A 25,406-nucleotide genomic window follows, 5' to 3' on the forward strand; every position below is an offset into this window, starting at 1 on the left:
CTGACTCGGACTCAGGAGCAGCGATGAAGACTTTCGGCCTCGGCGCCAGCCGGCGGACCGTGCGCCGCGCGGCGAACCATTCCGGCACCCGGCCTGCCGCCGCGCACAGCGCCTACCAAGCACCTGTAGCCGCCCCTCCGGCACAGGACCCCCACTCCCCACCCGCCATACCGTCGACCACGACGGCCGACCACAGAGCGCAGATCGTCGAAGCGATGATCTCGGAGCTCGCACCGCAGCTGTTCATGTCGCTGCGCCGCAGCGACCAGCGCGCCCGCGGCGAGCAGTACCTGCGGGGACTGCTCTACGCGGAAGGGCGCAAGTCGATCCGCAACATGGCCGGAGTCGTCGGCGGAGCCGGCACCGAGCAGTCGCTGCACCACTTCATCAGCGAATCCACCTGGAACTGGGCCCCGATGCGCGCGGCGCTCGCCCGGCACGTGGAGCAGACGGTCCAGCCCAAGGCCTGGGTCATCCAGTCCATGCCGATCCAGAAGGCGGGCGAGCAGTCGGCGGGGATAGACCGCCGGTTCGTCCCGGAGCTCGGGCACTCCGTCCACGGCCAGCACTCCTTCGGCCTGTGGATGGCCTCGGAGACGATGAGCACGCCGGTCAACTGGCGCCTGTACCTCTCCCCTTCCTGGCTCCAGGACGAGGAGAAGCGCCGCCGGGCCGACATCCCCGACTGGGTGGACGAGGAGTCCCCGGGCGAGTGCGCCACGGCCTCCGCCCTCGAACTCCTCGCCTGGGGCGACGTGGAGCGCCGCCCGGTGGTGCTGCCCTCCCGCGACTTCGTCAGCAGCGCGGTGCTCAGCCGCTTCCACGCCGCGGGAGTTCCCGTCATGGCCCGGATGCGGCCCATGGACCAGCTGCGGGTCGCCGACACGGCCATGCCCGGGTACGGCGCCGGACCGATACCGCTGTCCGACATGCTCCAGCACGTACGCGGGCTGCGCCGGCCCGTCGAATGGCTGGACCCCTCGTCGGGGACGCCCGTCGTACGCAGCACCCTGGTGGCGGGCATACGCGTCGAGCTGCCGCAGCCGCGCCGCTCGCCGGCCGGTCCGCAGCAGTGGCTGCTGATGGGCGAGTGGACCAACCGCAACGGCCCGCCCAGCGAGTTGTGGCTCACGGACCTCACCACCACCTCGCTCGACGGGCTGATGCGGCTGGCCAAGCTCAGCCGGCGGACGGCCTTCGACAGCGCCGTCACCGGGGAGCGGGCCGGCCTGCGCGATTTCGCCGGCCGCTCCTTCAAGGGCTGGCACCGTCACCTCACGCTCGCCTCGGCCGCCCACAGCGTCGCGATCGGCGCCGACCACGCCGCTGGCCGCACTCGGGCGGAGAATTCGTCCGACACTCCGTCGCGGAACCGGCCGCTGCGGCAGATGGGCTGAGGCGTGTCGTCCGAGGATGACGGTACGCCGAGCAGAGGGGAATGTTCGGGGCCCGCTCCCATGCTCCCTCGGCCCGCCTCACGCGGGGCTTCCCGCGGTCTGCGGCGACTTCCCGGCGGCCGGGGCCGGCTGCGGGACACGCATCGCGACCAGGCCGACGGTGGTGAAGTAGAGGGCCCAGCCGAGCCAGGACCAGCCGCCCCAGCCGACGGAGGTGGTGATGAGAGGGGGCCCCACGACGGTGGTGACGGCGAAGCCGAGGTTGAAGGCGGCGAGGTAGCCGGTCTTGCGGCCCTCGGGGATGTGCAGCAGGGCGACGCCGGTGGCGCCGGACATGATGTACAGCTCCCCGAGGGAGAAGAGCAGCGCGGCTGCGACCACCAGGGCCAGGTTCGTGGTCGCGTCGCCGAACGCCGTCAGCGGTACGACCCCCGCTGCCAGAGCCGACAGCAGCCCGCCGCGCCGCATCATCCTGCGGGCCGTGCGGAAGTCGTCCGACCCCTTGCTGATCCGGACCTGGAGGGCGACGACGACGGCGGTGTTGAGGACCTGGACCAGGGTCACGGTCCAGGTGGGGGCCTGCGTCTGCTGGACCACCCACAGCGGGACCCCGAGTCCGAGGACCAGCGCCGACATGGTCAGGGCGCCGTACAGGACGGTGATGCGCAGGAAGGCCCGGTCGCGCAGGACACTGCCGCGTGAGGGGCCGCCCCGCGCGGCCCCGGCCGGGCGCCCGCCCTCGTCCAGGGTGCGGCAGACGGCGGCGCAGCCGATGAACAGGACGGCGGAGAGCACCATCACGGCCCGGTAGGCCCAGGCCTCGTCGATCGCGATGGCCGCCCCGGAGGGCAGCGCGCCGGCCGCCATGCCGGCGTTGCGCAGCGACCGGAGCCGGGCGAGCGCCCCGACCGCCTCCTCGTTGCTCGCGCGGGCGATCAGGCCCGATTCGATCAGCGGGCTGATGCCCCGGCTCAGGACGCCCGCGACCGCCGAGGCGAGCAGGGCGGAGACGAAGGAGGAGGACACGGCCAGCGCCAGGAAGGCCGCGGCCCGGACCAGGAACAGCACGGTGAGCACCGTACGGGTGCCGAAGCGCTCGGCGGCCCGCGCGATGGGCATGGCCCCCAGCAGCGAGGTGATGCCGGCGATGCCGAGGACCAGCCCGATCTCGGCGTTGGGCAGTTCCACGGCCTTGTGGAAGAAGAGGACGGACAGGGACAGGTACATCCCGAGTCCGACGGCGTCGGACAGTCCAGTGGCGTAGATGCGTTTCCTCATCGAAGCGATCCCCACGTCATGAGTAGGCGGGATTGCGGAGTCGGGCGGGGCAGGGGGTGTGGGTCCACGGCTATGTGGCCCGGGCCAGGGCGGACTCGGGCAGCGGCTCGGGCAGTGGCTCGGGCCCGGGCAGCGGCTCGGGCCCGGCCGGTGCGCCGGCCTCCCGCAGTTCGATGCCGAGGGCCCGCTCGATCCGGCCCGCGAGCTCCAGGGCCGCGGCGGGCGTCGGCGCGCCCAGCATGAACGTCGCCAGGTGCAGGGTCCGGTCCCGGCTCGCGGACTGGCCCACCTCGAACCTCGGTCGCACGTAGGCCAGTTCGGGGTGGGCCGCCATCAGCTCCGGTACCGGGGTCTGGGCGGTCACCCGCCATTCGCCGGCCGGGATCGGGACCATCCTCACCAGGGCCGTCCGCGTGAACCGCGCCGCGGTGTCCGGCGCCAGCCCCAGTGCGCTGCGGCCGATCTGCTCGGCGTAGTCGTATCCCGCGCCGACCTCGAACATGACCGGCATGGGGCCGCCCGCACGGGCGTTGACCTCGATGACGCGCGGCCCGTCCGGGGTCAGCGCGATCTCCGTGTGCACGGCCCCCGTGGTCAGCCCGATGGCCCGGATCGCCCGGTCCGCGCAGTCGACGACCGCCGCCTGGACGGCCGCGTCGAGCCTCGACGGCATCGACGCGCCCTCCTCGGCGTAGCCGTGGCGCAGCCGGATCCGGTCGGAGACGGCCAGGTGGTGCCGCTCCCCGGCCGCGAGGAGCGATTCGACGCTGCAGTACGCGGCCCAGCCGCTGTCTCCGTCCGCCTCCAGTGCGAGACGCTCCTCCAGCAGGAAGACGTCCTCGCTCTGGAGGAAGGCCGAGACGGTGGCCCGGCCGTCGCGGTACGCCTCGACGAGTTCCCCGTACGTGCGGACCAGCCGCACGCTCTGGCTGCCGGCGCCGAGCGAGGGCTTGAAGACGGCCGGCAGGCCGATGCTCCGGGCCGCCTCCGCCAGATCGGCCTCCTCCCGGATCTCCGCGAACCGCGGTGAGGGCACGCCGTGTTCGGCGAAGACCTGCCGCTGGCGGGACTTGGACTGGGCGATGCCCACCGCCTCGGGGGTGTTGCCCGGCAGCCCGAGGCGTTCGGCCAGCTCGGCCTGCGGCCGCAGCAGCAGCTCCGAGTAGGTGACCACGCCCGACAGCGGATACCGCTCGTGGAGGGCGAGGCCGACGGTCACGGCGTCGTCGAGGTCGGCCGCGGTGAGGAACTCGCCGCGCAGCGCGCGTGCGGCCCAGTCGGCGCGCACCGGTTCCGGGTCGCCCCAGGCCGCGATGTGGACGACGGAGACGGCCGGGCCGATCCGCGCGAGGGAGTCGAGCGCCGCGGCGGGCGGATGGCCGCCGATCCCCGAGATCAGCAGCAGGTGCGGCTGGTCCTCGGGGCCGGCGGGCGGGCGGGCGGAGCGGGGGGTCATGGCGCGTCCTTTCAGGTGACGGGCTTCGCTTCGCGGATACGGTGGTCGGGCATCGGGGGGCCGGCGGCTCCGCGCGTCATCGGCCGGCGAGGGCCGCCGGGAGCCGGCGGGCGGAGCGGAACGAGAGCAGTTCGCCCACCATCCGGTCCATCCGTATGTGCAGCTCCTCCAGCGGGACCCCCGGTGTGAAGTCGCTTCGGGCGGAGGCCACATGGGTGGGCACCGCCCACCCGCCGAGCGCCCTGACCACCGCCCGCATCTGGTCGCAGGCGGTGCCCGCGCCACGCGGTCCGCCGCCCGCGGCGATCAGCCCCACGGGCCGGTCGGCCAGCGCGTCGCCGGTGAGGTGGTCCAGGGCGTTCTTGAGCAGCCCGCTGTACGAGCCGTGGTAGACCGGCGTGGCGAAGACGGCGCCGCTCGCCTCGGCGACGCGGGCGCGCAGGGCCGCCGTCTGGCTGTACGGGGGCGGGTCGTCGTAGTCCTCGATCCGGTGGCGTCCGGGGAACTCCACGCTCAGGTCGAGGAGTTCGTACGCCGCCCCGGCCGCCCCGATCCGCTGGGCGGCCACCTCCAGGACCCGGCGCGAGACCGAGTCCGCGGAGGCGCTGCCGAGGATGCCGAGTATCACCGCCCGGCCCCCGCCGACCCGGGCTTCGGCTCCAGCCCGATCACCAGGCGCACCTCGTGCTCCGCGCGCGAGACCAGCCGGCGGACCTCCTCGTGCGAGTCGTGGGTGAAGACGTACGTACAGGCGCCCGTCCCCGAGAACGGCTGCGGCGGGACCACGTCGCCGATCCGGTACGGCACGTTGCGGTAGTACGCGTCCTGCGCGACCGCCGAGTCGTCGAAGTCCAGCAGCATCCCGCCGACCGTGAAGTGCACGGTCCAGCCGGCGTACGCACCCACGGGCGCGATGCGGCCGGCCCTCGGGTCCAGCCCCACGTCGGTCAGGACCTTGGCGTGGAAGAGGTCGACGCCGGTCGTGGCCAGGAAGGCCTGGCGGATGCCCGCGCCGCCCGGGCGGCCCGCCACCTCGCAGAAGGTGAAGGACCCGGCCTCGTCCAGGAAGGCCTCCAGGTGCAGCACCCCGGCCCTGACCTGCCAGGCGTCGACGACCCGGCCGAGCAGCTCGCGGGCGGCCGCGCGCACGGCGGGGTCGGCGACCGTGATGGAGGAGAGCGGCTCCACCCGGGAGACGGCCAGGGTGTCGCTCACGTACCGGGAGACGTCCCAGATCACCTCGCCCTCGTGGACGACGGCGTCGATGTGGCACATGTCGCCCGCCACGAACCCCTCGCACAGGTGGGTGCCGGGGGCGAACTCCTCGCGCACCCACCGCTCGACCTGCCGGGCGTCGGTGAGCACCGACACCCCGTACGAGCCCGAACCGTCCCGCGGCTTGACCACGACCCGCCCGTGCCGGGCGAACAGATCGGTGACGTCCTCGGGGGTGTGGATCAGGTGCCCCTCGGCGGTGGGGATGCCGGCCCGCCGGGCGATGCGCTTCATCACCGCCTTGTCCACGAACTTGCGCGCGGTCGCCGGGTCGCTGCCCGGCGTGCCCAGGCGGGCCCGCAGCTCGGCGGCCGGCTCCAGCAGCCGCTCGGAGACGGTGGCGACCCGGTCCACCGGGTACAGCGCGTGCACCGCGCCCGCCAGGACCCGTACCCCGTCCGGGTCGAACACGTCGGTCCGGGCGGCGAAGTCGGCGGCGCCGCCCTGGGTGCCGCCCGCGGCCGAGCTCAGCACGCTGAGCCGGAAGCGGTCCGGGTCCAGCAGCGGCGAGCCGTCGTCGCGGGTCCACACCCCGGGCCCGATCCGGTCCAGCAGCAGGACGTGCGTGCGGTCGGCCGGCTCGGTCTTCCACAGCAGCGAGCGCTCGATCCGGGCCACCGCCTGCTCCGCGCGGACCGTGTCCGGCGCGGCCGCGGTGTACTCCAGCCTGACCACCGGCCCGCTGTGGACGCCCTCCCGGTCGAGGGGGGTCCGTACGAAGGCCACCTCGGGCCGGTCGTACAGCTCCTCGGCGCCGGTCGCGGCGACCACGCGGAAGCGGCCCGGCCCGGTCAGGAGGTGGCGCTGCACGGCGACCCGCCCGGCGTCGGGCAGGGCGGCGGACACCGGCCGGCCCAGGGCGCTCTCGGCGGCGGCCGCCACCAGGCTCCGCCGGTGGGCCGCGTCGTAGAGGTCCAGGACCTGCCGGTCGAAGCCGGGCAGGACCAGCGGGCGGGTGTTGCGCGCCCCGAAGACGATCCGGGCCGGTCCCTCGATCGCCGCCTCGCGCACGGCCTCCACGGTGCGGGCCAGCAGCCGCGCGGGCACCGGACCGGCGGTCAGGCGGCGCTCGGTGCTGCCGTCCTCGGCGGCCTGGTCGCCGCTCTCGTCGATCACGGCGAGCACGTCCACCCGGCCCCCGGCGGCCGCGAGGGCCAGCACGGTGTGCACGGGATCGCTGACGAAGGCGAGCTCCTCCAGCAGCCCGTCGAGCTCGCCGAGTTCCTCGCTGCGCGGCTCGTCCGCCCGGCCGGCTCCGGCGGCCAGCGCGCGCAGTTCGCGCGCCTCGCGTTCGTAGGCGCCCGACCAGGACAGCACCGCGGCCACCGCGGCGCCCTCGTGCGCCGCCAGGAACCGCGCGCGCACCTCGTCGAAGGTGAGCTCGTCGCGCCGCAGTACGGTCAGCCGCGCGGTCACCGCGCCGGCCGCGGCCACGATCCGCTCGACCGGGTCGTCCCCGTCGAGCAGCAGCACCACGTGCTCGCCGCCGACGCCACCGCGCTCCGGGCCCGCCGGCCCGGCCCCGGGCCGCTCGGCGGCGACCGGCTCGATGCGCAGCGACTCCTGGACCTGGGCCGCGGCCTCCGCGGCGGTCCGCACGGCCGTCGCCGCGTCCGCGCCGCGCACCATCACGTACCCGAACCGGTCGTGGTTGGTGCCCAGCGCCGGCACCCGGTCCCCGGGTCCCGCGGTCACCTGGCAGTCGACCACCCCGGCGGGCAGTTCCCGGGGCCCGGGAGGCGTACCGCGCACGATCCCTTCCTCCCGGCTCCACAGGGCGCGCAGCGCCACGGTCGCCACCGGCGGGGCCGCGTCCTCGACCGGCGCACCGGTGGCGAGGGCGACCAGGTCGCGGGCGATCGAGCGGTCCAGGGCCAGCGACATCTGCCGGGTCACCACGTGCCCCGCGATGCGGCCGTTGACCTCGATCAGCTCCGGGCCGGTCGGCGTGAGGAGCAGCTCCACGTGGAGCGCGCTCGCCCGCACGCCCAGCGCCTCGACGGCGTCCAGGACGAACCGCCGCGCGGCGCCCATGCCCGGGAAGCGGGCCGGGAAGTGCCCGCCCAGCTCGGCGGTGGTCCCGGGCGCCGCCGGGACCCGCTCGGCGAAGCCGTACAGGACCACGCGCCCGTCCTGGACGAGCAGTTCGGCGCTGACGTGGCGCCCGACCGCGTACTCCTCGACGAGCGCTACGGGCCGCTCGCCGCCCTCCTCGTCACCGGTCCCTCCGGTGGGGGCGCCGCCGTTCCCGTCCGCGACCCGCAGCACCTCGGCCAGCCCGGCGGCGGCCTGCTCCCGGGTCCACGCCACGGTGACCCCGACCGAGTACCGGCCGGACGTCGGCTTGACCACGCAGGGCAGCCCGATCTCGTCGACCGCCGCCAGCCCCTCCTCCTCGGTGACCGCCCGGCGCCAGCGCAGACTGCCGATCCCGGCCTTCCCGAGCCGTTCCCGTACGGCCGACTTGTCGCCGAGCAGCCGGGCCGCCTCCGGTGACTCGTGGGGCAGGCCCAGCTCGCGGGCGAACCGCGCCGCGCCGTGCAGGAGGTTCTCGTCGCGGCAGATGACGCCGTCGACCGGGTGGGGGCCGAGCCGTCCCCGCAGCCGGGCGGCCAGATCGTGGCCGCCGGACAGGTCCGCCAGCTCCACCACCCGCGCCGCGCGCTCGATCAGCTCGAACCCGGCATTGGCGCGGTAGGCGTCCAGGCGCTCCGTGACGAAGGTGACCTCGATACCGTCGTCGGCCATCTCTGCCACGACGTCAAAGCCTCTGACGTATGCCGTCTCCAACAGAACAACATGCATGAGCTCAGCCCCTTGAGTCCTCTTCTCACCGAAGCATCAAGGGGAGACGAACGAAGGGCAAGCGGCAGTCGCATAATGCCGCTCACTCCATCACCTCTTCCCGTTCCATTCCCGTCCCGTTCCCGTTTCGCTCCCGATGCGATCCCGCCCCGATTCCGCCTGGACCCACCACGACCTGCGATGACACGTCAAGAAGAAGAATTCGAATCCATCAGGTTCGAAGACTTCCCACATTGCCGGACGGTATTTCGCCGCCCTTTACGGAGCCCATTAGCGTGAATGCCGGGAAACTGGACACCCGTATCCCCCACCCCCGCCCTTCAACCCGATCTTTCCGGCTCCGAAGCAAAGGACAGAGACAGCGTGCGCACCATCTCCATCCCGAAATCGGGGACCGGACATTCGGCCCCGATCACCCACGTGGCCTTCAGTCCGGACGGTTCCCGCCTCGCGACCTCGTCCTACGACGGAACCGTCATCGTCTGGAACACCGCCGACCCCGCCCACCCCGCGGAGACCGCGACGCTGCGCCACCGCCGCCTCGTCAACTCCTCGGCCTGGAACCCCGCCGACCCGACCCTGCTCGCGACGGCCTCCGCCGACAAGACGGTCGGCATCTGGCGCGTCCCCCAGGAGGGCCCGGCCACGCTCGTCAACGTCCTGGCCCGGCACACCGACGACATCAACTCGGTGGCCTGGCTGCCCGACGGCGAACGCCTGATCTGCGTCTCCGAGGACGGCCGCGCCACCCTGTGGTCCGTACTCGACGGCACCTTCCTCACCGAGGTCGGCTCCCACGAGGCGCACTGCATGATGGTCTCCGTCAGCGCCGAGGGCCTGGCCGCCACGGTCGGGGAGGACGGCCTGGTCGCCGTCAGCGACCCCGCCGCCGCCCCGGGCTCCGGCCCCGCCGCCACCCGCAAGCGCCACTACGACTCCTCCATCGAGGGCTGCGCCTGGTCCCGGGCCGGCGACCTCCTCGCCGTGGCCCGCGACGACGGCCGCGTCGACCTGCTGACCCGCGAGCTGGAGCACGTACTGACCGTCGAGGTCTCCAGCTCCGCCGCCCGCGCCGTCGACTGGGCCGAGGACGACTCCGCGTTCGTCGTCGGCGCCTACGACGGCTCCCTGCACTGGTTCGACCGCTCCGGTGAGCGCCGGCACACCGTCGCCGACCTCCGCGTGTGGCCGCGTTCCGTCGCCGCCGCGCAGGGCCTGGTCGCCGCGGGCTCCTTCCGCAACGCCCCGCACCTGTACGACATGGCCACCGCGGCCGAACTGTCCGGACCCGACCGCGCCACCCACGGGCCCAACGCGCTGGCCGCGCGCGGTGACGAGCTGCTCATCGGCGGGGACTCCGGCACCGTCTTCGCCGTCCGCATCGAGAACGGCGCCCAGAGCCGGGCCACCCCCATCGAGCTCACCGACGGCCCGATCCTGTCCCTCACCACCGACGGCGACACGATCTACGCGGGCACCTACTCCGGCCACGTCATCCGCTACGACGGCACCCGCACCTCCAGCGAGTGCCTCGGCGCGCCGATCCCCTCCCTCACCGTGGACGGCGGCCGGCTGATCGCGGGCACCTACAACGGCGAGTTCCTCGTCGTGGACCCGGCCACGCTGCGGCTGGAGGAGCGCATCGAGGCCCACGGCGGGTCGGTGAAGTCCCTCGCCCCGATCCCCGGCGGCGGCTTCCTGTCCGCCGCCACCGACCGGACCATCGAGGCGGGCACCGCGCGCGGGCGCACCAAGCTGTGGGAGCACGGCAACCTCGTCAACGCGGTCTCCGGGCTGCACGGCCCCGCCGGCTCCGTCGTCGCCAGCGCCTCCCGCGACCACACCGTCAAGGTCGGGCGGGTCACCCGTACCGAGGACGGCGGCTGGAGCACCGGCGCGCCGCAGACGCTGCTCGGCTCCGACGAGTCCGTCAAGTGCGTCTCGCTGCTGGGCGACACCGCCAGGCCCACCGTCCTCGCCGGCTCCTACGACTTCAACCTCTACTGCTGGCAGGTCGACTGGGCCGACTCGGCGGGCACCCTCGCCTCCGGCCGCGTCCTCGCCGGGTTCGCCCAGGGCCTGTCCTGCATGTTCCAGCTCGCCGACGGGCGGGTGGCCGTGGCCGGCTGGGACGGCCGGATCGTCTTCGTCGCCGTGGACGAGTACGGCGCCCACATCCAGCACACCCTCCACATCGACGACATCGCGCAGAGCGCCGACCGGAAGCAGGTGGCCGCATGACGACCTCGGCCGAGACACCGCAAGCCGTCACGGAAGCCGCCCCGGACGCCGTCACCACGGCCTTCCCCGGGACGATCCCGGCGGCGGTCCGGGCCCGCGTGCCCGTCACCCTCTCCCGCGTCCGCGACCGCAGCGCCGACCTCGTCACCTTCCACCACCTGCCCGACCCTGGGGAGCACTTCGCCGTCCTCGTCCCCGCCGCCCCCACCGACACCGCGCCGCCGCTGGTACGCCTGCACAGCGAATGCCTGACCGGCGACGTCCTCGGCTCGGCCCGCTGCGACTGCGGCCCCCAGCTCGACGAGGCACTCCGCGCGATCGCCGACCACGGCGGAGCCGTGCTCTACCTGCGCCAGGAGGGCCGTGGCATCGGGCTCTACAACAAGCTCGACACCTACGTCCTCCAGTCGCAGGACCACGACACCTTCGCCGCGAACCGCATGATCGGCCGCGGCGACGACGAACGGGACTACGCGGCCGCTGCCGCGATGCTCCACGCCCTCGGCCTGACCCGGATCCGCCTGCTCACCAACAACCCCGACAAGGTGCGGGAGCTGCGCACGCACGGCATCGAGATCACCGAGGTGATCCCCACGGGCGTGTACGTCACCGCGGAGAACTCCCGCTACCTGTCCGCCAAGGCCGAACTCGCCGGCCACACCATCGCCCTGCTCCAGGAGGCCGCGGCATGACACTCTCACTCGAAGACCTCGCGGACTCCCCGCACTTCAAGGAGCACGCCGGCCTCGCCGACCCCGGCAGGCTGCACCCCGCCCGGCTGCCCGGCACCACCCCCGACGAGCTCGCCGCCGCCGTGGAGGACCCGGAGCTGCCGACCGCCGAACGCCTGGCCGCCGGCCACGTGCTCGGCCTGCTCGGCGACCCCCGCATCCCCTCCCCCACCTCCGGGGCCGGCCCCGCGACCCGCCACGTGCCCGGCGGCCGGATCCGCATCGGCCTCCCCGCCGACGAAGCCGGGTACGTCACCAACGCCTGGGCGCACGTGGGCGTGGAGGAGTCCTGGATCCTCAAGGAGTGCCCCGAGCACACCGTGGAGATCGCCGACTTCTGGATCGCCACGTACCCCGTGACCAACGGCGAGTACCGGGCCTTCCTCGCCGACACCGGCCTGGAGGAGCGCCCCACCACCTGGTACCTGGGCGCCTACCCGTGGGACCGCTCCAACCACCCGGTGGCCGGCGTCCGCCCCGAGCACGCCGACGCCTACGCCGCCTGGCTCACCGAGCGCACCGGACACCCCTGGCGGCTGCCCGCCGAAGCCGAGTGGGAGCACGCGGCCAAGGGCCCCGAGGGCCTGCCCTACCCCTGGCCCGGCGGCTTCGACCCGGAGGCGGCCAACACCCGCGAGTCCGGCGTGCACACCACCACCCCGGTCGGCGCGTTCCCGGCCGGCCGCTCCCCGTACGGCGTCCACGACATGGGCGGCAACGTCGAGGAGTTCACCGCCGACGAGTACGCGCCCTACCCCGACGGCCCCTACGTCGCCGACCATCTGGTGCAGTCCATGGGCAGCTACCGGATCGCCCGCGGCGGTTCCTTCGCCCGCTTCGGCGACCTGACCCGCACCCGGCGCCGCCACGGCGCCTTCCCCGGGCCGCTCTACCCCGTCGGGTTCCGCCTCGCCACCAGCGAGCAACCCTCATGACGACCGCCGTCCGCCCCGGGCCGAAGCTCGCCGTGGCCGCCGGCCCGGGCCCCGCCCCCACCCCTGGCACCACGGGCACCACCGGTAGCACCGGCACCACCGGCACCACCTTCCCCGACATCCGGCGCGTCCTGGCCGACCGCGCCCCGTCCCTGGCCGACCTCACCCGGGCCTTCGCACCGCTGGAGGCCGAGGCCCACCGGCTGCTGCCCCGGCTCGCCGCCCTGCGCCCCGGCATCGGGGACACCCCACTCGTCCCGGTGCCCAGCCGGGCCGGACGGGGCACGGTCTGGCTCAAGACGGAGGCCGCCAACACCTCCGGATCCGTCAAATCCCGTACGGCGTACGCCCTGTTGTGCGCCGCGGTCGCTTCGACCGGCTCCCCCCGGATACGGCTGGCCGAGTACTCGGGCGGCAGCCTCGCCGTCGCCCTGGCCGAGCTGTGCGCCCAGCTCGCACTGGACCTGCACCTGGTGGTCCCGTACGGGGCCTCCCGGCGGCTGCTGGACCAACTGCGCCGCCACGGCGCCGAGATCACCACCGCCCCCGAGGGCACCGGCTTCCTCGGCGCGATGGACGAGGCCGTCCGCGTGGCCGAACGCGAGGACCGGCACCTGCTGCTCCAGCACTGCGCCGCCGTCGGCGCCGCCCTGCACCGCGAGCACACCGGCGCGGAGATCATCGGGCAGCTCGCCGGCTACGGGGTCGAACCGGTCGCCGTGACCGCGGGCGTCGGCACCGGCGGCAGCCTGGCCGGCGCCGCCATGGCCCTGGGCAGCGCCTGGCCCGACTGCCGCCCCGTCGCCGTCTTCCCCACCGAGGCCGTCTACGGCGACGAGCGCGCACCCGACGGAGCCCCCCGCATGAGCGGCACGGGCGGACTGGGCCACGGCCTGCGCCAGCCCCTGCTCGCCGCGTTCCCCGAGGACTTCTTCGGCTTCACCGCCGTCGCCCATCCGCAGGCCGTCCAGGCCATGCGCCACCTGCGCCGGGAGCACGGCATCGCCGTCTGCGGCAGCGGGGCCGGCGCATGGCTCGCCGCCTCGGTGGAAGTCGACCAAGGCCCGAGAGGGCGCAACGCAGTCGCGGTCGTCGCAAGCCGCGGAACAATCGAGGAGTGGGAGCATGCCGCAGGATCGTGACATCCAAGGACGGGACACCCAGGGCCGCGGCTCGTCCGCCGTCCTGACCGCCGCCGGCCGCAGTGCCGGGCACGCGGAACGCAACTACTGCGGCTACCGGGAGGTCGTCCGCAACTCCTTCAAGCAGTGGTACAAGAACAACCGCGACTCCTGGTCGGGCACGACCACCAACGACCGCGTCACGCACTTCGCGGTCGCGGCCGCCCCCACCGACGACCAGCAGCCGGGCTCCGGCCCGGCCCGCGTCCTGGACATCGGCTGCGGACGCGGCCTGCAGACGGCCTCCCTCGCCGAATGGCTGGAGGCCGAGGTCACCGGCCTCGACCTGCTCGACGTATGGGACACCCCCGAGGTCGCGCACGGCTCGATCCGCTTCCACCAGGGCGACTTCCTCGCCTTCCGGGCCGAGGGCCTCGACCTGCTCGTCGACAACGGCTGCCTGCACCACCAGCGGCGCGAGGACTGGGCCCCCTGGGTGGAGCACGGCCGCAAGATGCTGCGCCCGGGCGGGGTCTGGGTGGTCAGCGTCTTCCTGAGCCCCGACGGGGAGATCACCCCGCACCCGCTCGCGGACGGGCGGCTGAACTGGTGGCTCACCGAGGAGCTCGTCACCGAGCTCTACGAGGCGAACGGCTTCCGCTTCACCGGCCGCCTGGAGATCGACCGCCACTTCGAGTACGAGGGCCACCAGCTCAAGTACCTGACCCTGTCCTTCGTCGCGGTCTGAGCGGCGCGGGAGGAGAGAAGAAAGAGGAGGGACCGGAGATGCTCAAGGAGATCGCACTCGACGCCCAGGGCGACGACCAGCACGTCCGAAGCGCCCTGCGCGACGGCTTCTTCCTGGTGCGCAACACCGTGCCGGAGACCCTGCTGGACGAGGCGTACGCCATGCTCGGCGCGTTCTTCGAGCTGCCCGCCGAGGTCAAGGCGGACTGCCGGGTACCCGGCGCCAACGGGCAGTCCGGATACCTCCCACCCCTGGTGGAGCGGGGCGAGAAGGGCCGTACCCCCGACTGGAAGGAGCTGTTCCACTGGGGCGCCCCGCTGCCCTCCACGCACCCGCTGCGCGAGCGCTACCCCGCCCGCTACCCGCAGCCGTACTATCCCGACCACCTGATCCCCGGGATCGGCTCCGCCTTGAGCGAGCTCCACCTGAGGATGTCCCGGTTCCAGCTCGACGTGGTCCGCCGGCTGGCCGGGGCGCTCGGCGCGAGCCCCGGCTACTTCGAGGAGATGCTGGAGGACGGCCCCGTCGTCAACCGGGCCACCTGGTACCCGCCGATGGAGCAGGCCCCGTCCGCGGACCACGTCTGGATGGTGGAGCACCAGGACTTCGACCTGATCACCGCCCTGCCCCGGGCCACCGCCGCCGGACTCGAAGTCCTCATCGACGGCGAGTGGACCTCCGTGGAGGCACCCGAGGGCTACACGGTCCTCAACGTCGGCATGGTCCTGGAACGGCTCACCGGCGGCCTGGCCCGCGCCACCGTCCACCGCGTCGTCGCCGCACCCGGGCAGGGCGGCGGGCGGCTCTCCATCGTGCAGTTCTGCCACCCCACCCCGTGGACGGTGCTCTCCGCGCTCCGCGGCGTCACGGTGGACGGCGAGCCCGACCGGTACCCCGCCCTGACCGCGCAGGACCTGTTCCAGCGCACGATGTACCGGATCAACCGGCTGGACTCCCAGCGGACCCCGCACGCCCGGCCCGCGCGGCAGACCAAGCACGCCCAGCACGCCCAGCAGGCGGCGGAGGCCCGGCCGTGACCGGCGCCGGGCCCCGCACCCCGCGGCGGATCTCCCTCCTGCGCCAGATCCGCGAGGACCTCGACACCGTCGTCGCCCGCGACCCCTCCCGCCCGCGCCTGCGCGACGCCCTGCTCCACTCGCCCTGGCACGGGCTGGCCCTCCACCGGATCGCGCACCGCCTCCACCTGCGCGACCACCGCTTCGCCGCCGGGCTCCTCACGCTCGCCGGCCGCCTGCTCTCCGGCATGGAACTCCACCCGGGCGCGCGGATCGGCCGACGGGCCTTCATCGACCACGGCTTCGGCGTGGTCATCGGCGAGACCGCCCGCGTCGGCGACGACGTGACGCTGTACCACGGGGTGACCCTCGGATCACGCGGCTGGTCCCGGGCTCCCGAGCCCGGCGTACGCCGCCACCCCGTCATCGGCGACGACGTGCTCATCGGCGTCGGCGCCTCCGTGCTGGGCCCGGTCACCATCGCCTCCGGCAACCGGATCCGCGCACACTCCCTCATCCTGCGCGATCTCCCCGCCCCCGGCAGGGCGGTCCGCATCGACCCCGTCCGAGAAGCCGCCCACCACTCAAGGAGCACCGCATGACGCCGGCCACCCTCAGAGAGCGCACCCTCGAACTCGCCAAGGACCTCGACACGGGCGACTGGATGCCCACCGACCTCGAACGCGTCATCACCCGGCGCCTGCTGACGGCCGCCGACCCGGTGGGCTGCCTCACCGATCACGCGGTACGCGACGCGGTCTGGGAGGGCTCCGAACCGCTGACCCGGGCGAGCGACGGCCGGCTCTCGCTCCTGCTCGCCGAGATCACGTACAGCCTCGCCGGCAACGGCCGCGACGCCGCGGGCCTCGCCTCGGCCCAGGCCCTCCTCGCCTCGGTCAACCGCCGCGGCCACAGCGACGCGTGACGTATCGGCGAGGGGGCCGACGGGCGACCGCTCCCCGCCGGCGGGTCCCGGCGGCGCCCCTCCCCGTGCCGGAGGTTAGCGGGCCTCGCGGAGCCAGCCCGCCACCTCCGTCGCCCAGTACGTCAGGATCGTGTCGGCGCCGGCCCGCTTGATGCCCAGCAGGGTCTCCAGGATGGCCCGGTCCCGCTCGATCCAGCCCTTCTCCGCCGCCGCCTCGATCATCGCGAACTCGCCGCTGATCTGGTACGCGGCGACGGGTACGTCCACCGCCTGCGCGACCCGGTACAGGATGTCCAGGTACGGGCCGGCCGGCTTGACCATCACCATGTCCGCGCCCTCCTCCAGGTCGAGCGCCAGCTCCCGCAGGGACTCCCGCGCGTTCGCCGGGTCCTGCTGGTAGGTCTTGCGGTCGCCCTGGAGGGAGGAGGCGACGGCCTCACGGAAGGGACCGTAGAAGGCCGAGGAGTACTTCGCGGTGTAGGCGAGGATCGAGACGTCCTCGTGGCCCGTCTCGTCCAGCGCGTCGCGGATCACCCCGACCTGGCCGTCCATCATCCCGCTCGGACCCACCACGTGGACGCCCGCGTCGGCCTGGACCTGCGCCATCTCGGCGTACCGCTCCAGCGTGGCGTCGTTGTCGACGCGCCCGTGCTCGTCCAGGACACCGCAGTGGCCGTGGTCGGTGTACTCGTCCAGGCACAGGTCCGACATGATCACCAGGTCGTCGCCGACCTCCGCCTTCACGTCGCGGATCGCGACCTGGAGGATGCCGTCGGGCTCGGTGCCGGCCGTGCCGAGCGCGTCCTTGTTCTCGTCGGCCGGGACCCCGAAGAGCATGATCCCCGCGACGCCCGCCTCGACGGCCTCCACGGCGGCCTTCCGCAGCGTGTCACGGGTGTGCTGGACGACCCCCGGCATCGCCGAGATGGCGAGGGGCTCGGAGATCCCCTCGCGGACGAAGGCGGGCAGGATCAGGTCGGAGGGGTGCAGCCGGTTCTCCGCGACCATCCGCCGCATCGCCGGGGTGGTGCGCAGCCGGCGGGGCCGCGAGCCGGGGAAGGATCCGTACGCGCTCATACTCAGTCGCCTCTTCGAGCCTGGACAGCAGTCGCACTCAAGCCTAGGGGGTGCCGTGCGGGAAGGCGGTCAGGGCCAGCTCGCACCACACCACCTTGCCGGGCCTGCGCGGCCCGACCCCCCACCGCTCGGCGAGCGAGGCCACGAGCAGCAGCCCCCGCCCGCCCTCGGCCCCGGGATCCCGGTCCTTCACCTGCGGCAGACCACCCCCGCTGTCGGCCACCTCGACCCGGACCATGCCGTCGAAGAGCAGCAGCCGCAGCCGGTAGCACCGGCCGGGCGGCACACCGTGCAGCAGGGCGTTGGTCGCGAGCTCGCTCACGCAGAGCAACAGGTCGTCCCGGCGGCGTGTGACACCCCACGCGTCAAGTGTCACCGCCGCGAACTCCCTGGTGGAGCCGATGGATTGGCGGCTGCGGGGGAAGTACCGCTCACGCAGCATGGCCGGATGGATTTCCACGTTCACGGGACGATCGTCGCGCTGCGTGATTAGCGTGAGCAAGACGTGCAACCCGTACTCCTTCACGAGTACGGGTCGGTGCCGGTATCTCATCTGTGCATGCGGGGAGTTCACAGGTATGCCATCACGCAAGAGCGCCCGCCCCAATGAGACGGCGATGAAAATGGTCGGCGCCCAGGTCGCCGCCGCCCGCGTCTCCAAGGGCTTGACGCAGCGCGCGTTCGCCGATGCTCTGCACATCGATGTCCAGAGCGTCGCCTCCATCGAGCAGGGCCGACGGACCTTGATGCCCAGCGTCGCCGAAGCGATGGACCGAGTCCTAGGCCTGCCGGGCCTTCTCACTGTCGCGGCGAACAAGATGCCGCAAGTCGAGGTCATCCCGCCCTGGGCGGAGGAATACTTCGCCAGCGAGGCAGAGGCCGTAGCCCTTTCCTGGTACGACGCCGTGCTCGTGCCAGGCCTGCTCCAGACCGAGGAATATGCCCGCGCTGTGTTCGGCTGCCGCGTTCCGTACACGGGCGAGGAAAAGATCGAGCTCCAAACAGCGCGCCGCATCAAACGTCAGGAGATCCTGCACCGCACCGTCCCGCCCAACCTCGGCTTCATCGTCTCGGAATCGGCACTGCGAGACCGAATCGGCGGCGACGACGTTAGACGGGGCCAGCTACGCCATCTGCGCGACTGCGCCGACCACCCCGCGGTCTCGTTCCAGGTCCTCCCTCTTGGTCTCACAGCCCACGCAGGCCTCACGGGCTCGTTCGCCCTACTGGAATCACCCGATCACCAGCATGTCGCGTACTCGGAAAACCAACGCGTCAGCATCGTCGTTCGCGATCCCAACGAGGTCAGCATCCTCGCTCAGAAGTATGCAATGCTGCGATCCCAGGCCCTCAATGTCACAGACACAAAGGGCCTGTTGGACCGGCTGCTAGGAGAGTCATGAGCACCAGCACCCCACTGAAGTGGTTCAAGTCCAGCTACAGCAGCGATCAGGGCGGCCAGTGCCTGGAAGTGGCCTACGCCTGGCGGAAGTCCTCCTACAGCACCGATGAAGGCGACGCCTGCGTCGAAGTAGCCACCTGCCCCGCCGACCGGGTCCACGTCCGCGACTCCAAGGTCACCGACGGCCCCACCCTCGCCCTCGCCCCCGCCGCCTGGGCCGGGCTCACCGGCTGGGTCGGCCGCTAGAGGTTCCGCCACCGGCCGCTGCGGCGGTGGTCGTGCTCGTGCTGCGGGCCCAGCGGGCCCACCCGCTCGTACGCCTCCCGCGTGCGCGGGTCGTCGCGCAGGGCGAGGCCGTACGCGCCCTCCAGGCGTAGCTCCTGGTCCTCCTCCGCGAGCAGCGCCACCATCGCCTCCGCGGCCTCCGGCGTGCGGTCGTCGCCCGCGGACAGCACGGCCGCGGCCGTGGCCCGTACACCGGGGTCCGGGTCGCGGACCAGGCCGAGGACCAGCGCCCGGACCTCCGGCACCGCGCCCGGCTCCCGGCCGAGCCTGCCTCCCGCGTGCCCCCGCACCTCCGGGTCCGGATCCCGCGCCAGGGCGAACAGGGCGGCGGTGGCCTCCGGCGACAGCGGGGCGTCGAACAGGTACGGCACCTCCTGCCGCACCCGCGAGTCCGGGTGCCCTGCGTAGCGCAGCCCGAGGGGTTCGTCGTACCCGTCGTCCGAAACGGCGTCGAGCACCGCGGCGAGCACCCCGCCGTCCGTCTCCTCCAGCGCCCAGGCCCTGAAGAGTCCGGCTCCCTCCCGCTGCGAGGAGTCGCTGCTGAGGCTCGCGAACCAGTCCCGGGTGCTCAGGCAGTTGACGACGAACCGGCGGTGGTCCGGCGACGGATGGTGACGCAAGGCCGCCACCGCCGACCAGGTCTGCGTACTGCGGCGCTGTGCGAGCACCATGGAGGACGCGGACCAGTCCACATGGCAGACATCGGGGTGCCGGACGGCCCGCTCCACCAGCTCCTCCACGGGAGTCAGGATCCGGAAGGCCCACTCCAGCTCCGTCAGGACGGCCCCGTGGCCCGCCCGGACCGTCACGCCGCCGAGCGAGACCTGCCCGACGTCGCACCACTCCTCCTCGGCGGACGACCACCGCGCCGGGCCCGTCGCCCCGGTGCGGCGGCGCAACTCCTCCTCCGCGCCCGCCCCGTACCAGTGCCGGGCCGCCGCGAGCAGCCGCTCGCGCTGCGCCGCCGACAGGCGCAGCACCTCACCCCGGAGCGCCCTGACGGTCGCCGGGGAACCGCCCTCCACGGCCCGCAGCAGCGGGGTCGTGCCGTCCGGCAGTTCCCGGTCCGGGTCGGCGCCGCCCGCCACCAAGGCCTCGGCGACCTCGTACGCGAAGGCGTCCACCGCCGTGCACAGCAGCTCGGCCCTCCCCGGATCCGCCCCCGCCCCCAGCAGCGTGCGGACCGCCTCCGCGTCCCCGGCCCGTACCGCCGCCGCGAGCCGCCGGTCGGTGTCCTCCTCCGTCACCGGTCCCCCGTCCCCCGTCCCCGTTCCCCGGCGAAGATCCTCGCCGAAGCCTGCCGCCGGCACCACCGGATACGCCGCGGGGCCCGGACGCGGGTGCGTCCGGGCCCCGGGGCGAACCTCGCCCGGCGTCAGGTCGTACGGCGCCGGCGGGCGCCCGGCCGGCGCTCGCTCGGGCGGGACACCGACTCGCCGGCCTCCTTGGCCGCCTCGCGGCGCGCGGCCCCGTACTCGGCCAGGGCCTCCGCCAGCTTGCTCACGCTCGGCTCCGGCGACAGGACGTCGACCCGCAGGCCGTGCTCCTCCGCCGTCTTGGCCGTGGCCGGGCCGATGCAGGCGATGACGGTGACGTTGTGCGGCTTCCCGGCGATGCCCACCAGGTTGCGCACCGTGCTCGACGAGGTGAAGAGAACGGCGTCGAAGCCGCCGCCCTTGATCGCCTCGCGGGTGTCCGCCGGCGGCGGCGACGCGCGCACGGTCCGGTACGCGGTCACGTCGTCGACCTCCCATCCGAGCTCTATCAGGCCCGCGACCAGCGTCTCGGTCGCGATGTCGGCCCGCGGCAGGAAGACGCGGTCGATCGGGTCGAAGACCGGGTCGTACGGCGGCCAGTCCTCCAGCAGCCCGGCCGCGGACTGCTCGCCGCTGGGTACCAGGTCCGGCTTGACGCCGAACTCGACCAGCGCGGCGGCGGTCTGCTCGCCCACGGCGGCGACCTTGATGCCCGCGAAGGCCCGGGCGTCGAGCCCGTACTCCTCGAACTTCTCGCGTACGGCCTTCACCGCGTTCACGCTGGTGAAGGCGATCCACTCGTAGCGTCCGGTGACGAGCCCCTTCACGGCCCGCTCCATCTGCTGCGGGGTGCGCGGCGGCTCCACGGCGATGGTCGGCACCTCGTGCGGCACCGCACCGTACGAACGCAGCTGGTCGGAGAGCGAAGCGGCCTGCTCCTTGGTGCGCGGTACGAGGACCCGCCAGCCGAACAGCGGCTTCGACTCGAACCAGGCCAGCTCCTCGCGCCGCGCGGTCGCGGCGCCCTGCTCACCGACCACGGCTATCACGGGCCGGGCGCCCTCCGGCGACGGGAGCACCTTGCCCTGCTTGAACACCTGGGCGATGGTCCCGAGGGTGGCGTTCCAGGTCCGCTGGCGGGTCGTCGTACCGGCGACGGTCACCGTGAGCGGGGTGTCCGGCTTGCGGCCGGCGGACACCAGCTCGGCGGCCGCGCTGGCGACGGTCTCCAGCGTCGCCGAGACGACGAGGGTGCCGTCGCTGGCGCCCACCTCGCTCCAGCAGCGCGCGGAGGCGTTGCGGGCGTCCACGAACCGGACGTCCGTGCTCGCGTCGCCCCGGCCGCCGCGCAGCGGCACACCCGCGTACGCGGGCACGCCGACGGCGGTCGCGACACCGGGCACCACCTCGAAGGGGATGCCGTCGCTCGCGCAGGCGAGCATCTCCTCGGCCGCGTTGCCGTCGAGGCCGGGGTCACCGGTGACGGCACGGACGACCCGCCTGCCGGAGCGCGCGGCCTCCATGACAAGATTGGCGGCATCTCGGATCACCGGGACACCGGCGGCTGCTGACACTTCGTCAGCAATCGTCAGCTGCGGCGTGTCCACTCCCGCGCGCGCATGCGTGCGTACGACCTCGAGCACCTCGGGCTCCGCGATCAGTACGTCCGCGGCCGCGAGCGCCTCGACGGCGCGGAGCGTCAGCAGACCCGGGTCACCGGGGCCGGCACCGAGGAAGGTGACGTGCCCGTGGGCGGCGGCGACCGGAAAAGCGGAGGTGGTCGGACGTGAGGGGTTCAAAGCGATCGCTCCCCCATCAGACCGGCCGCGCCCTTGGCCAGCATCTCGTCCGCGAGTTCGCGGCCGAGCGCCATGGCCTCGTCGTACGACTGGGGCACGGGACCGGTGGTGGACAGCTGCACGAGCGTCGAGCCGTCGAGGGTTCCGACGACGCCGCGCAGGCGCATTTCATTGACAGCCTGGCCGTCGGCCAGAAGATCGGCGAGCGCGCCCACGGGCGCGCTGCAGCCCGCCTCCAGGGCGGCGAGCAGGGAACGCTCGGCGGTCACGGCGGCCCGGGTGTGCGGGTCGTCGAGCTCGGCGAGCGAAGCGATGAGCTCCGTGTTCGAAGCGAGGCACTCCACGGCCAGGGCGCCCTGGCCCGGAGCCGGCAGCACGTTGTCCACGGACAGCAGGTCGGTCGCCTCGTCACCGCGGCCGATCCGGTTCAGCCCGGCGGCGGCGAGGACGACGGCGTCCAGCTCCCCGTCGCGCACGAACCCGATCCGGGTGTCGACGTTGCCGCGGATGGCGACCGTCTCGATGCGCTTGCCCAGGGCGCGCGCGTAGTGGTTCAGCTGCGCGGTGCGGCGCGGCGAACCGGTACCGATGCGGGCCCCGTCGGGCAGCTGCTCGAAGGTCAGGCCGTCACGGGCGACGAGCGCGTCGCGCGGGTCCTCGCGCAGCGGCATCGCCGCGACCACGAGCTCCTCGGGCTGCGCGGTCGGCAGGTCCTTCAGCGAGTGGACGGCGAAGTCGACCTCGCCGCGCAGCAGCGCGTCGCGCAGCGCCGTGACGAACACGCCGGTGCCGCCGATCTGCGCGAGGTGCTCACGGGACACGTCACCGTACGTCGTGATCTCCACGAGCTCGACGGGCCGGCCGGTGATCGCCCGTACCGCGTCGGCGACATGGCCGGACTGGGACATGGCCAGCTTGCTGCGCCGCGTGCCCAGCCGCAGGGGCTGGTCGAGACGTGGATTCATGATGCCCGTCCTGAGTCGTCGTTCTTGTCTGCCGCGTCCGCCCGGCTGACGGAGGCCACCGTCTGCGGGTCGAGATCGAAGAGTTCACGCAGCGCCTCCGCGTACCCGGCGCCCCCGGGTTCGCTGGCGAGCTGCTTGACGCGCACCGTCGGCGCGTGGAGGAGCTTGTCGACGACGCGGCGCACGGTCTGGGTGACCTCGGCCCGCTGCCGTTCGTCCAAGTCCGGGAGCCGTCCGTCGAGGCGCGCCACTTCCATGGCCACGACCTCGGCGGCCATCGCCCGCAGGGCGACGACGGTCGGCGTGATGTGCGCGGCCCGCTGCGCGGCGCCGAAGGCCGCCACCTCTTCGGCGACTATCGCGCGTACGGCGTCCACGTCGGCCGCCATCGGGGCGTCGGCCGAGGCCTCGGCGAGCGACTCGATGTCGACGAGCCGCACGCCCGGGATCCGGTGCACGGCGGCGTCGATGTCGCGCGGCATGGCCAGGTCCAGCAGGGCCAGCCGTACGGGCGCCACGTCGACCTGGCTGCGGGCGCCCTTGCGGGGCTGCCGCTGCGCGGCGGCCTCGCCCTGGTCGGCCCAGGTGCCGTGCAGTTCGAGGGAGTTGGCGTCGACCCCGGTGAGCGCGGCCCGCCCGTCCCCGGCGAGCACCTCGACGGGACACCCGTCCGCGGCGCCGGCCCCGGGCGCGATGGTCCGGGCGACGCCGCCGTCGGCCAGGCGCACCCCGGCCTCGGCCGCGGCCCGGAGCCGGGCGACGACGTCGGCATCGACCGCGGCCAGCCCCGCAGGCGCCCCCTCCAGCCCCGCCGGCGTTCGAGGCGCGGGGGTCTGGGGGCGGAGCCCCCAGGGGGTCCGGGGCGCAGCTCCGGTTTCGGGAAGGGGCGGGGTGGGGGAAAGCCCCGCAGGGCCCGCCACGGCAGCCCCGACGTCCTCGCCGGTCAGCACCAATCCGGTGGCCCCCGTGCAGGAGACGACCACGTCAACACGTGTCAGCTCGTCGACCACCGAAGCCATCGGAACGGACCTGGCCGCCACCCCGGTGCCCGAGGCAACCAGAATCTCGGCCAAGCGCTCCGCCCGCTCCGCGGTCCGGTTCGCCACCACGACCTCGGCCACGCCGACCCGTGCCAGCGTCGCCGCCGCCAGCGAGGACATCGACCCGGCACCGATCACCAGGGCCCGCTTGCCCTTGGCCCAGGCGTCCACCGGCAGGTGTACGGCCAGCTGTTCCAGCCCGAACGTCACCAGCGACTGCCCGGCCCGGTCGATCCCGGTCTCCGAGTGTGCCCGCTTGCCGACGCGCAGCGCCTGCTGGAAGAGGTCGTTGATCAGGCGCCCGGCGGTGTGCAGCTCCTGCCCCAGCGCCAGCGCGTCCTTGATCTGCCCGAGGATCTGGCCCTCGCCGACCACCATCGAGTCCAGCCCGCACGCCACCGAGAACAGGTGGTGCACGGCCCGGTCCTCGTAGTGCACGTACAGGTACGGGGTGAGCTCCTCCAGCGCCACCCCGCTGTGCTGCGCGAGCAGCGTCGACAGCTCGGCGACGCCGGCGTGGAACTTGTCCACGTCCGCGTACAGCTCGATCCGGTTGCACGTGGCGAGCACCGTCGCCTCCGCCGCGGGCTCCGCGGCGAGCGTGTCGTGCAGCAGCTTGATCTTGGCATCGGCGGACAGCGAGGCACGCTCCAGCACGCTCACCGGCGCGCTGCGGTGGCTCAGTCCCACGACGAGCAGACTCATGCCGGCATCACCGCCGGAACGTCACCCTCGGGGCCGGTCTTGCGTGCGACGGCGGCGGCCCGCCCGGCCGGCGGCTCGACGGCCGCGGCGGGGGCCGCGCCGGAACCGGCGGCGGCGTCGGCGACGGCCTCGTCGCCGGAGGGGACGGCGGGCACCGAGGCGGGGCCCGCGCCGGCCGCGGCCGCTTCCTCGCCGGCCTTGCGCTGCTCGTGGAAGGCCAGGATCTGCAGCTCGATCGACAGGTCGACCTTGCGCACGTCCACGCCGTCCGGCACCGACAGCACGGTCGGCGCGAAGTTCAGGATGGAGGTGACACCGGCGGCGATCAGCCGCTCGCTCACCTGCTGGGCCGCGCCCGCGGGGGTCGCGATCACGCCGATCGAGACCCCGTTCTCCGAGATGATCTTCTCCAGATCATCGGTGTGCTGGACGGGCATGCCCGCGACCGGCTTGCCCGCCATCGCGGGGTCCGCGTCGATGAGCGCCGCGACGCGGAATCCGCGCGCGGAGAAGCCGCCGTAGTTGGCCAGGGCGGCGCCGAGGTTGCCGATGCCGACGATGACGACCGGCCAGTCCTGGGTCAGGCCCAGTTCACGGGAGATCTGGTAGACGAGGTACTCGACGTCGTAGCCGACACCGCGGGTCCCGTACGAGCCCAGGTAGGAGAAGTCCTTGCGGAGCTTGGCGGAGTTGACTCCGGCCGCCGCCGCGAGCTCCTCGGAGGACACCGTGGGCACCGATCGCTCGGAGAGCGCGGTGAGGGCGCGCAAGTACAGCGGAAGCCGGGCGACAGTGGCCTCGGGAATACCTCGGCTGCGGGTCGCCGGTCGGTGAGTTCGGCCAGTTGCCACGATGCTCCTGCGGGATGAGCGGGGCTGCAGGCGGTCACTTGTCCCAAGACCGCCCCGTCGAATGCAGGCTATGTCTTTGTGAACGCGTGCACAAAGAT

General features: G+C 73.6%; 22 protein-coding genes. 11 read left to right on the forward strand and 11 right to left on the reverse strand.

Annotated elements, in window-relative coordinates; all coding sequences use genetic code 11:
* Nucleotides 1-215: 215 nt before the first annotated feature.
* The gene (locus CP980_RS14860; RefSeq protein WP_167535831.1) at nucleotides 216-1,397 is read left to right on the forward strand and encodes an IS701 family transposase; all 1,182 of its coding nucleotides are present in this window, start codon (nucleotides 216-218) and stop codon (nucleotides 1,395-1,397) included.
* A gap of 78 nt (nucleotides 1,398-1,475) precedes the next feature.
* On the opposite strand, the gene CP980_RS14865 is transcribed toward CP980_RS14860, so the two are convergent.
* From CP980_RS14865 to CP980_RS14880, 4 genes are all read right to left on the reverse strand, one after another.
* Nucleotides 1,476-2,675 (reverse strand): MFS transporter, encoded by a 1,200-nt coding sequence (locus tag CP980_RS14865; protein WP_150528357.1) that lies wholly within the window; start codon nucleotides 2,673-2,675, stop codon nucleotides 1,476-1,478.
* 70 nt (nucleotides 2,676-2,745) lie between these two features.
* Nucleotides 2,746-4,131 (reverse strand): ATP-grasp domain-containing protein, encoded by a 1,386-nt coding sequence (locus tag CP980_RS14870; protein WP_167535832.1) that lies wholly within the window; start codon nucleotides 4,129-4,131, stop codon nucleotides 2,746-2,748.
* A gap of 76 nt (nucleotides 4,132-4,207) precedes the next feature.
* Nucleotides 4,208-4,759: an NADPH-dependent FMN reductase gene (locus tag CP980_RS35120; RefSeq protein WP_165937384.1), complete on the reverse strand. Its 552-nt coding sequence runs from the start codon at nucleotides 4,757-4,759 to the stop codon at nucleotides 4,208-4,210.
* Entirely contained in the window at nucleotides 4,756-8,154 is a 3,399-nt protein-coding gene (locus CP980_RS14880; RefSeq protein ID WP_229907500.1) for an ATP-grasp domain-containing protein, read from the reverse strand. The genes CP980_RS35120 and CP980_RS14880 overlap by 4 nt, the downstream gene beginning before the upstream one ends.
* Nucleotides 8,155-8,574: 420 nt before the next feature.
* On the opposite strand from CP980_RS14880, the gene CP980_RS14885 reads away from it, so the two are divergent.
* Genes CP980_RS14885 through CP980_RS14920 form a run of 8 tightly spaced genes read left to right on the forward strand, consistent with a single transcriptional unit; the run spans nucleotide 8,575 to nucleotide 15,928 of the window.
* Complete coding sequence (locus CP980_RS14885; RefSeq protein ID WP_132759608.1) at nucleotides 8,575-10,452, forward strand: WD40 repeat domain-containing protein; 1,878 nt, start codon at nucleotides 8,575-8,577, stop codon at nucleotides 10,450-10,452.
* On the forward strand, nucleotides 10,449-11,144 hold the full coding sequence (locus CP980_RS14890; protein ID WP_132759607.1) for a GTP cyclohydrolase II: 696 nt from the start codon (nucleotides 10,449-10,451) through the stop codon (nucleotides 11,142-11,144). The genes CP980_RS14885 and CP980_RS14890 overlap by 4 nt, the downstream gene beginning before the upstream one ends.
* Nucleotides 11,141-12,118: a formylglycine-generating enzyme family protein gene (locus CP980_RS14895; protein WP_132759606.1), complete on the forward strand. Its 978-nt coding sequence runs from the start codon at nucleotides 11,141-11,143 to the stop codon at nucleotides 12,116-12,118. Before CP980_RS14890 ends, CP980_RS14895 begins: the two co-directional genes overlap by 4 nt.
* Nucleotides 12,115-13,260 carry a pyridoxal-phosphate dependent enzyme gene (locus CP980_RS14900; protein ID WP_150528360.1) on the forward strand — a complete coding sequence of 382 codons (1,146 nt, stop codon included), beginning with the start codon at nucleotides 12,115-12,117 and terminating at the stop codon, nucleotides 13,258-13,260. The genes CP980_RS14895 and CP980_RS14900 overlap by 4 nt, the downstream gene beginning before the upstream one ends.
* The gene (locus CP980_RS14905; protein ID WP_150528361.1) at nucleotides 13,244-13,987 is read left to right on the forward strand and encodes a class I SAM-dependent methyltransferase; all 744 of its coding nucleotides are present in this window, start codon (nucleotides 13,244-13,246) and stop codon (nucleotides 13,985-13,987) included. The genes CP980_RS14900 and CP980_RS14905 overlap by 17 nt, the downstream gene beginning before the upstream one ends.
* Nucleotides 13,988-14,025: 38 nt before the next feature.
* Nucleotides 14,026-15,024, forward strand: coding sequence for an isopenicillin N synthase family dioxygenase (locus CP980_RS14910; protein ID WP_150528362.1), 999 nt, complete (start codon nucleotides 14,026-14,028; stop codon nucleotides 15,022-15,024).
* Nucleotides 15,021-15,605, forward strand: coding sequence for a serine O-acetyltransferase (locus tag CP980_RS14915; protein ID WP_229907499.1), 585 nt, complete (start codon nucleotides 15,021-15,023; stop codon nucleotides 15,603-15,605). Before CP980_RS14910 ends, CP980_RS14915 begins: the two co-directional genes overlap by 4 nt.
* Nucleotides 15,602-15,928 carry a hypothetical protein gene (locus CP980_RS14920; RefSeq protein ID WP_099890114.1) on the forward strand — a complete coding sequence of 109 codons (327 nt, stop codon included), beginning with the start codon at nucleotides 15,602-15,604 and terminating at the stop codon, nucleotides 15,926-15,928. Before CP980_RS14915 ends, CP980_RS14920 begins: the two co-directional genes overlap by 4 nt.
* Nucleotides 15,929-16,003: 75 nt before the next feature.
* Here CP980_RS14920 and hemB read toward each other — a convergent pair whose 3' ends face one another.
* Entirely contained in the window at nucleotides 16,004-17,005 is a 1,002-nt protein-coding gene (gene hemB / locus CP980_RS14925; protein ID WP_030851849.1) for a porphobilinogen synthase, read from the reverse strand.
* 43 nt (nucleotides 17,006-17,048) lie between these two features.
* The gene (locus CP980_RS14930; protein WP_373313023.1) at nucleotides 17,049-17,471 is read right to left on the reverse strand and encodes an ATP-binding protein; all 423 of its coding nucleotides are present in this window, start codon (nucleotides 17,469-17,471) and stop codon (nucleotides 17,049-17,051) included.
* Between the two features lie 112 nt (nucleotides 17,472-17,583).
* On the opposite strand from CP980_RS14930, the gene CP980_RS14935 reads away from it, so the two are divergent.
* The gene (locus CP980_RS14935) at nucleotides 17,584-18,408 is read left to right on the forward strand and encodes a helix-turn-helix domain-containing protein (protein WP_229907498.1); all 825 of its coding nucleotides are present in this window, start codon (nucleotides 17,584-17,586) and stop codon (nucleotides 18,406-18,408) included.
* Nucleotides 18,405-18,653 carry a DUF397 domain-containing protein gene (locus CP980_RS14940; protein WP_150528364.1) on the forward strand — a complete coding sequence of 83 codons (249 nt, stop codon included), beginning with the start codon at nucleotides 18,405-18,407 and terminating at the stop codon, nucleotides 18,651-18,653. Before CP980_RS14935 ends, CP980_RS14940 begins: the two co-directional genes overlap by 4 nt.
* Here the strand turns inward: CP980_RS14940 and CP980_RS14945 are convergent.
* The 5 genes from CP980_RS14945 to CP980_RS14965 all read right to left on the reverse strand — a co-directional run bounded on the left by CP980_RS14945 (nucleotide 18,650) and on the right by CP980_RS14965 (nucleotide 25,308).
* Nucleotides 18,650-19,939 carry a HEAT repeat domain-containing protein gene (locus CP980_RS14945; RefSeq protein ID WP_150528365.1) on the reverse strand — a complete coding sequence of 430 codons (1,290 nt, stop codon included), beginning with the start codon at nucleotides 19,937-19,939 and terminating at the stop codon, nucleotides 18,650-18,652. The genes CP980_RS14940 and CP980_RS14945 overlap by 4 nt on opposite strands.
* 128 nt (nucleotides 19,940-20,067) lie before the next feature.
* On the reverse strand, nucleotides 20,068-21,747 hold the full coding sequence (locus CP980_RS14950; protein WP_099890119.1) for a bifunctional uroporphyrinogen-III C-methyltransferase/uroporphyrinogen-III synthase: 1,680 nt from the start codon (nucleotides 21,745-21,747) through the stop codon (nucleotides 20,068-20,070).
* A complete protein-coding gene (gene hemC / locus CP980_RS14955) occupies nucleotides 21,744-22,712 on the reverse strand; it encodes a hydroxymethylbilane synthase (protein ID WP_099890120.1) in 969 nt (322 codons plus the stop codon). Before hemC ends, CP980_RS14950 begins: the two co-directional genes overlap by 4 nt.
* On the reverse strand, nucleotides 22,709-24,457 hold the full coding sequence (locus tag CP980_RS14960; protein ID WP_150528366.1) for a glutamyl-tRNA reductase: 1,749 nt from the start codon (nucleotides 24,455-24,457) through the stop codon (nucleotides 22,709-22,711). Before CP980_RS14960 ends, hemC begins: the two co-directional genes overlap by 4 nt.
* Complete coding sequence (locus CP980_RS14965; protein WP_132759597.1) at nucleotides 24,454-25,308, reverse strand: redox-sensing transcriptional repressor Rex; 855 nt, start codon at nucleotides 25,306-25,308, stop codon at nucleotides 24,454-24,456. The genes CP980_RS14960 and CP980_RS14965 overlap by 4 nt, the downstream gene beginning before the upstream one ends.
* Nucleotides 25,309-25,406: the final 98 nt, after the last annotated feature.

The sequence above is a fragment of the Streptomyces vinaceus genome, from assembly GCF_008704935.1.
GTDB lineage: Bacteria > Actinomycetota > Actinomycetes > Streptomycetales > Streptomycetaceae > Streptomyces > Streptomyces vinaceus.

Bases quoted from the DNA above. Each gene is read 5' to 3' on its own strand.
- CP980_RS14860 (WP_167535831.1), top strand. From the start codon at position 216: ATGATCTCGGAGCTCGCACCGCAGCTGTTCATGTCGCTGCGCCGCAGC.
- CP980_RS14865 (WP_150528357.1), bottom strand. From the start codon at position 2,675: ATGAGGAAACGCATCTACGCCACTGGACTGTCCGACGCCGTCGGACTC.
- CP980_RS14870 (WP_167535832.1), bottom strand. From the start codon at position 4,131: ATGACCCCCCGCTCCGCCCGCCCGCCCGCCGGCCCCGAGGACCAGCCG.
- CP980_RS14880 (WP_229907500.1), bottom strand. From the start codon at position 8,154: ATGGCCGACGACGGTATCGAGGTCACCTTCGTCACGGAGCGCCTGGAC.
- CP980_RS14890 (WP_132759607.1), top strand. From the start codon at position 10,449: ATGACGACCTCGGCCGAGACACCGCAAGCCGTCACGGAAGCCGCCCCG.
- CP980_RS14895 (WP_132759606.1), top strand. From the start codon at position 11,141: ATGACACTCTCACTCGAAGACCTCGCGGACTCCCCGCACTTCAAGGAG.
- CP980_RS14900 (WP_150528360.1), top strand. From the start codon at position 12,115: ATGACGACCGCCGTCCGCCCCGGGCCGAAGCTCGCCGTGGCCGCCGGC.
- CP980_RS14905 (WP_150528361.1), top strand. From the start codon at position 13,244: ATGCCGCAGGATCGTGACATCCAAGGACGGGACACCCAGGGCCGCGGC.
- CP980_RS14910 (WP_150528362.1), top strand. From the start codon at position 14,026: ATGCTCAAGGAGATCGCACTCGACGCCCAGGGCGACGACCAGCACGTC.
- CP980_RS14920 (WP_099890114.1), top strand. From the start codon at position 15,602: ATGACGCCGGCCACCCTCAGAGAGCGCACCCTCGAACTCGCCAAGGAC.
- hemB (WP_030851849.1), bottom strand. From the start codon at position 17,005: ATGAGCGCGTACGGATCCTTCCCCGGCTCGCGGCCCCGCCGGCTGCGC.
- CP980_RS14935 (WP_229907498.1), top strand. From the start codon at position 17,584: ATGCCATCACGCAAGAGCGCCCGCCCCAATGAGACGGCGATGAAAATG.
- CP980_RS14940 (WP_150528364.1), top strand. From the start codon at position 18,405: ATGAGCACCAGCACCCCACTGAAGTGGTTCAAGTCCAGCTACAGCAGC.
- hemC (WP_099890120.1), bottom strand. From the start codon at position 22,712: ATGAATCCACGTCTCGACCAGCCCCTGCGGCTGGGCACGCGGCGCAGC.
- CP980_RS14960 (WP_150528366.1), bottom strand. From the start codon at position 24,457: ATGAGTCTGCTCGTCGTGGGACTGAGCCACCGCAGCGCGCCGGTGAGC.